Genomic DNA, 6,331 nt, shown 5'->3' with positions numbered 1-6,331 from the left:
GGCGACTACAGCCGAGGGCCCACCGAGCGGATCTTCTCCACCTGTTCCATGGCCTCCCGGAGCTGGCACAGCCAGCTGTCGGCGTTCTCGCCCACCAGACGTACGCACCAGGCGAGGGCCTCGCTGCGGCTGCGCGCCACCCCCGAGTCGACGAGGGTGTCGAGCACCTGGCGTTCCGGCTGGCGCAGCCGGGTCATCACCGGCACGGACAGTGCGGTGAACAGCTCGGTGGTGTCACCAAGGGTCGCGCCCCACGCCACCTTGCGGTTGTACCGATGTTCGGCCTTCGTGGCGATGGCGATCCGTTCCTCGCGGGTCTGCTCCCGGAACCGCCGGATCCGGGCCCCCGTCGCCGACGGCCCTCCTCCGGGCGCGGCGCCGCCGGCCGCGAGTACCCCGATGACCGTAATCTCGTCCCGGTCCACGACCACCGTGGGCATCCCGGCGAACCACCCGGCCGGGATGTGCTCGGCGAACCAGGCTGCGGCGTCGTCCGCCGGAACCACCTCCGCCCGATCCCCCGGCCTGCCGTACCCCCGTCCACGCGGACCGGACATGACGTGTCTCCTCGATCTCCGATCGGCACCCGCGTCGGGGCCCGCGCGCGGGCCCGGCCTGCCGGCCGATCCGGACCCGGAGGCCCGATCTGGCCCCCCGGAGCGGATCCGAAGAACCCCTCGTGACGATTACATGCTTACTGCATCACCAGTCTTACTGCATCGCCAGTACAACATGCTTACCGCATCACCAGTGAAAGAAGCGGGGACGGTCAGGTGGCCACCTTCACCCCGAGTTGGCGGCGCACCTCGGCGGCGGTTCGGGCCGGCAGCTCACAGACGAAGTCCCGGCACACGTACACCCCGGCCGTGTCCCGGCCGACGGTCAGCGGTCCGCTGGTCACCACGACCGCACCAGGCGCCGTGCCGAGGCGGGCGAGCCGTTCCAGCGCCGGGCTGCCCACGACCGCGACCTCGGCCGGCCCGGCCAGCAGCGCCTCGGCGACCGCACCGGCCCAACCGGCGAACCGGGCATCCCGGGCCAGCAGCGGAGCGACGCGCGCCACCGTCGTCTCGGCGGCCGACCGGTGTTCGGTGGAACCGGTCAACGCCGCGTAGCTGACCAGGGCGCCGGCGACAGCAGCCTGGCCCGACGGGGTCGCCGAGTCCGAGTCGTCCCGCGGCCGGCGCAACAGCACCTCCGCGTCGTCCGCGGTATCGAAGAACCCCCCGTCAGGAGCCGCGAACCGGTCACGGACGGTGTCCAGCAGCGTCCCGGCGAGCGCGAGCCACGCCGGATCGCCGGTGACCTGGTGCAGGGTGAGCAGCCCCTCGGCGACGTCGCCGTAGTCCTCCAGTACCCCGGCGTTCACGCCGACCCGGCCGTCCCGGCTCGTCCGGCGCAGGCGTCCGTCGACGAGATGCACGTCCCGGAGCAGGACGGCGGCCTGTTCGGCGGCCCGCACCCAGCCCGGCTCGTCGAACAACGCGCCGGCCTCGGCCAGCGCCGCGATGGCCAGGCCGTTCCAGGCGGCCACCACCTTGTCGTCGCGAGCCGGCTGCGGCCGGGTTGCCCGTGCCGCGGCCAGGGCCGCGCGGACCGCCGCGAACCTCGCCGGGTCGCCCGGGTCCGCCGGCAGGCGCAGCACCGACATACCACGTTCGAAACTGCCCTGCTCGGTGACGCCGAAGACGTCGGCGGCCCACCGGCCGTCTTCCGGCCCGAGGACGGCGACGAGCTGGGCGGGTGCCCAGGCGTAGCTGGCCCCCTCCTCGGGGTGCGCTCCCGCCGGGGCGGCGCTCGCGGGAACGGCGCTCGCGGGAACCGCATCCGCGTCGAGCGCCGAGGCGAACCCCCCCTGGGGGGTGCGCAGATCCGCGAGCAGGAAGGCGGCCGTCTCCCGGGCCACCCGTTCGGCCAGCGCCGACCCGGTGGCCCGCCACAGGTGCAGATAGACCCGCAGCAGCTGCGCGTTGTCGTACAGCATCTTCTCGAAGTGCGGGACCGTCCACGTCGCATCGACGCTGTACCGGGCGAACCCCCCGGCGAGCTGGTCGTAGATGCCCCCACGCGCCATCCGTTCGCAGGTCACCGCGACCATCTCCAGGCTGCGCGCGTCCCCCGTGCGGGCGGAGTGCCGCAGCAGCATCTCGGCGACCATGGACGGCGGGAACTTCGGCGCACCGCCGAATCCACCGTGACGGGCATCGAAGCGGGCCGACAGCCCCGCCACGGCGGTGTCGAGCAGAGCCGGGGTGATCTCGGCGGCGGGACCGGACGCCGGACCGCGCATCGCCGCCTCGGCGAGCCGGCGGGCGATGTCCGCCCCCGACTCCTCGATCTCTTCCCGCCGGGTCTGCCAGGCCTCGGTGACCGCCGCCAGGACCTGGCGGAACGACCCCATGCCGGGCCGGGGACGCGGCGGGAAGTAGGTGCCGGCGAAGAACGGCTCGGCGGTAGGGGTGAGGAACACCGTCATCGGCCAGCCGCCGTGCCCGGTCAGGGCGACGGTGACATCCATGTAGACGGAGTCGACGTCGGGCCGCTCCTCCCGATCCACCTTGATGTTGACGAAGTGGTCGTTCATGTACTCGGCGGTCACGGCGTCCTCGAACGACTCGTGCGCCATGACATGGCACCAGTGGCAGGATGCGTAGCCCACCGAGAGCAGCACCGGCACCCCCCGCCGGGCCGCCTCCGCGAAGGCCGCCGGGCTCCAGGGCCACCAGTCGACCGGGTTGTCCGCGTGCTGCAGCAGGTACGGAGACGTCTGCTCCGCGAGCTTGTTAGGCACCCGAACTCCTCATGATCTGTGTCCGCCAGGCCCGCGGAACCCCGTAGGCCTCTGGATATGCAACCAAAGGCGCGCCCAGGTAGTCCGCCCTCATCTCCACGCCGCGCCGACGTGATCGGCGCGCTTCCTCGACCGGCCCGCCGCGCCGGCGTACCCGGCGGATAGGCTCGTGGGACCGCACGATCCCCGCCGTCCACTCGCTCGACCGCCGTCCGCCAGGCCGCCGTTCCCGCCGCGAGAGCGGTGAGAGGGTCGACGTACCAACGAGTTTGGATGGCACGAGCGATGAGTGAGACGGCCGAGCCCGGCGCCCGGACCGGCGCCGCGGACACCACGGTGGCACCGACCGACGCGTCCGGCGGGACCACCCCGGCAGCCGCGGGCACCGCGGGCGGCGCCCCCACCGGGACCGGGGGCGGCGAGCCGAGCTTCCGGTACGACGCCCGGCTCGCCGCCGACATCGAGCGGCGCTGGCAGCACCGGTGGGCCGACGAGGGCACGTTCAACTCGCCGAACCCGGTCGGGCCGCTCTCGGCGGGCTTCGAGAAGGTCGCCGGCCGGGAGCCGTTCTACATCATGGACATGTTCCCCTATCCGAGCGGCTCGGGGCTGCACGTCGGGCACCCGCTGGGGTACATCGGTACCGACGTGTTCGCCCGCTACCTGCGGATGTCCGGCCGGCACGTGCTGCATCCGTTCGGATACGACTCCTTCGGCCTGCCCGCCGAGCAGTACGCGATCAACACGGGCCAGCATCCCCGCGACACCACCAATACCAACATCGCCAACATGCGCCGCCAGCTCTCCCGGCTGGGGCTGGGCCACGACACCCGCCGCGAGATCGCGACGACCGGCGTGGGCTACTACCGCTGGACGCAGTGGATCTTCCAGCAGATCTTCAACAGCTGGTACGACCCGCAGGCCGACCGGGCCCGGCCGATCGCCGAGCTGATCGAGGAGTTCGCCGCGGGCACCCGGGCGCCGGTAGCCGGCCCCGCCGGGGGGAACACGGCCGTGTCGGTTGACGCGGTCCGGGCGGCGAACCCGGCCGGGCTGGCGTGGGCCGAGCTCGACGAAGTGTCCCGCCGGAAGGCCGTCGACGCGCACCGCCTGGCCTACATCTCCGAACAGCTGGTCAACTGGTGCCCGGGGCTGGGCACCGTGCTGGCGAACGAGGAGGTCACCGCCGACGGCCGCAGCGACATCGGGAACTACCCGGTGTTCCGCCGGCCGCTGAAGCAGTGGGTCCTGCGGATCACCGCCTACGCCGAGCGGCTGATCTCCGACCTCGACCTGGTCGACTGGCCGGACTCGATCAAGCAGATGCAGCGCAACTGGATCGGTCCGAGCGAGGGCGCCAGCGTCGAGTTCACCGTCGTCGCCCCCGGCGAGGGGACAGGTGCGTCCAGTCCGTTCGATCTGTTCAATCCCTCCGATCCCTCCGATCCGTCCGATCCGTCCGGCTCATCGACCGCCCGGCGCATCGAGGTCTATACCACCCGCCCGGACACCCTGGCGGGGGCCACCTTCCTGGTGCTTGCGCCCGAACATCCCCTGGTCGACACGCTGATCGCCGACACCTGGCCGACGGGCACCCCGGTGAGCTGGCGCTTCCCGGCGGGACGGCGGGGCGGCGGCACGGAACCGGCGGGCGCCGCCGGGTCGGATGCAGGCACCGCCGGGCCGGAGGCGGGCGCCGATCCGGCGTGGACCCCGCGAGCCGCCGTCGACGCCTACCGGGAGTTCGCGGCCCACCGCAGCGACCGGCAGCGCGGCGAGGAGGTCATCGACCGCACCGGCGTGTTCACCGGCTCGTACGTGCGCAACCCGGTCGGTGGCGGGGTCATCCCGGTCTTCCTGGCCGACTATGTGTTGCTGGGCTACGGCACCGGGGCGATCATGGCGGTGCCGGCACACGACAGCCGGGACTTCTCCTTCGCCCGCGCGTTCGACCTGCCGATCCCCGCCGTGCTGGAGCCGGACGCGGACTGGTACGCCACGCACGGGGTAGTACCCGCGACTCCATCGGCGCAGTGGCCCGAGGCGTTCAGTGGTGCGGGCGAGTATCGGCCCGGTCCGGCCGGCGCCCCGGTGCTGGTCGGCCTGTCGAAGAGCGAGGCGATCAAGGCCACGGTTCACTGGCTGGAGGAGATCGGCGCCGGCAGGTCGGCGCGGTCGTACCGGCTGCGGGACTGGCTGTTCTCCCGCCAGCGGTACTGGGGCGAGCCGTTCCCGATCGTCTTCGACGCCGACGGGCTCCCCCACGCGGTTCCCGACGAGCTGCTGCCGATCGAGCTGCCGGAGATGACCGACTTCCGGCCCACGGCGATGGCCGAGGACGACGCGAGCGACCCGGTGCCCCCCCTGGCCCGGGTGGCCGACTGGGTGACGGTCACCCTGGATCTCGGCGACGGGCCGAAGCAGTACCGGCGTGAGACGAACACCATGCCGCAGTGGGCCGGTTCGTGTTGGTACTACCTGCGCTACCTGGACCCGACCAACACCGAGCGCTTCGTCGACCCGATCGTCGAGCGCTACTGGATGGCCGGGCCGGGCGCGGTTCCCGGCGACGGCGGCGTCGATCTGTACGTCGGCGGCGTCGAGCACGCCGTGCTGCACCTGCTCTACGCCCGGTTCTGGCACAAGGTGCTCTACGACCTGGGCCACGTCTCGACCAAGGAGCCGTTCAAGCGGCTGTTCAACCAGGGCTATATCCAGGCGGATGCCTTCACCGACGCCCGGGGCATGTACGTCCCGGCGGCCGAGGTGACGGCGACCCCCGACGGCCGGTTCCTCTTCCGGGGCGCCCCGGTCAACCGACGCTCGGGCAAGATGGGCAAGAGCCTGAAGAACAGCGTCAGCCCGGACGAGATGTACGACCGGTTCGGCGCCGACACGCTGCGCGTCTACGAGATGGCAATGGGCCCGCTCGACGCCGACCGGCCATGGCACACCGACGACATCGTCGGTTCGCACCGGTTCCTCCAGCGGCTGTGGCGCACCGTCGTCGACGAGACCACCGGGGCGGCCGCCGTCGTCGACGAGCCGTTGGACGACGAGGCTCTTCGCGTCCTGCACCGGACGATCCTCACGGTCACCGCCGAATACGCGGGGCTGCGGTTCAACACCGCGGTCGCCCGGCTCATCGAACTGACCAACTTCGTCAGCAAAAGCTACGGGAAGTCCCCCACCCCCCGCGCGCTCGCCGAGCCGCTCACCCTGATGGCGGCCCCGCTGGCCCCGCACATCGCCGAGGAACTGTGGTCCCGCCTCGGTCACGAGGAGTCGGTCAGCACGGTCGTCTTCCCGATCGGGGATCCGGCGCTGGCCGCCGAGTCGGTCAGGACGATCCCGGTCCAGGTGAACGGGAAGGTCCGGTTCACCCTCGAGGTTCCGGACGGCTCGGCGGAGCAGACGGTTCGCGATCTGCTCGCCGCGCATCCCGAGTTCGCCCGGCAGACCGACGGTCAGACGATCAAGAAGATCATCGTCGTGCCCGGTCGGATCGTGAATATCGCCACCTCCCCCGCCTAACCGGGG

3 protein-coding genes are annotated in these 6,331 nt (G+C 72.1%); 1 reads left to right on the top strand and 2 read right to left on the bottom strand.

All coding sequences use genetic code 11. The features are described 5' to 3' along the window. Nucleotides 1-5: 5 nt before the first annotated feature. Nucleotides 6-557, bottom strand: coding sequence for a hypothetical protein (locus tag AC08OV_RS07920; RefSeq protein ID WP_476613251.1), 552 nt, complete (start codon nt 555-557; stop codon nt 6-8). Nucleotides 558-769: 212 nt separating this feature from the next. Next, nucleotides 770-2,791, bottom strand: coding sequence for a thioredoxin domain-containing protein (locus AC08OV_RS07915; protein ID WP_476613252.1), 2,022 nt, complete (start codon nt 2,789-2,791; stop codon nt 770-772). A 273-nt stretch (nt 2,792-3,064) separates the two neighbouring features. Between AC08OV_RS07915 and AC08OV_RS07910 the strand changes: the two genes are divergently transcribed. Then, nucleotides 3,065-6,325, top strand: a complete 3,261-nt coding sequence (locus AC08OV_RS07910; RefSeq protein ID WP_476613253.1) for a leucine--tRNA ligase — start codon at nt 3,065-3,067, stop codon at nt 6,323-6,325. Nucleotides 6,326-6,331 lie beyond the last annotated feature (6 nt).

The sequence above is a fragment of the Frankia sp. CeTa3Moorea genome (assembly GCF_978021225.1).
The sequence above is the reverse complement of the archived record's forward strand: the minus strand, read 5'-3'. Positions and strand labels throughout refer to the sequence as shown.

Bases quoted from the DNA above. Each gene is read 5' to 3' on its own strand.
- AC08OV_RS07910 (WP_476613253.1), top strand. From the start codon at position 3,065: ATGGCACGAGCGATGAGTGAGACGGCCGAGCCCGGCGCCCGGACCGGC.
- AC08OV_RS07920 (WP_476613251.1), bottom strand. From the start codon at position 557: ATGTCCGGTCCGCGTGGACGGGGGTACGGCAGGCCGGGGGATCGGGCG.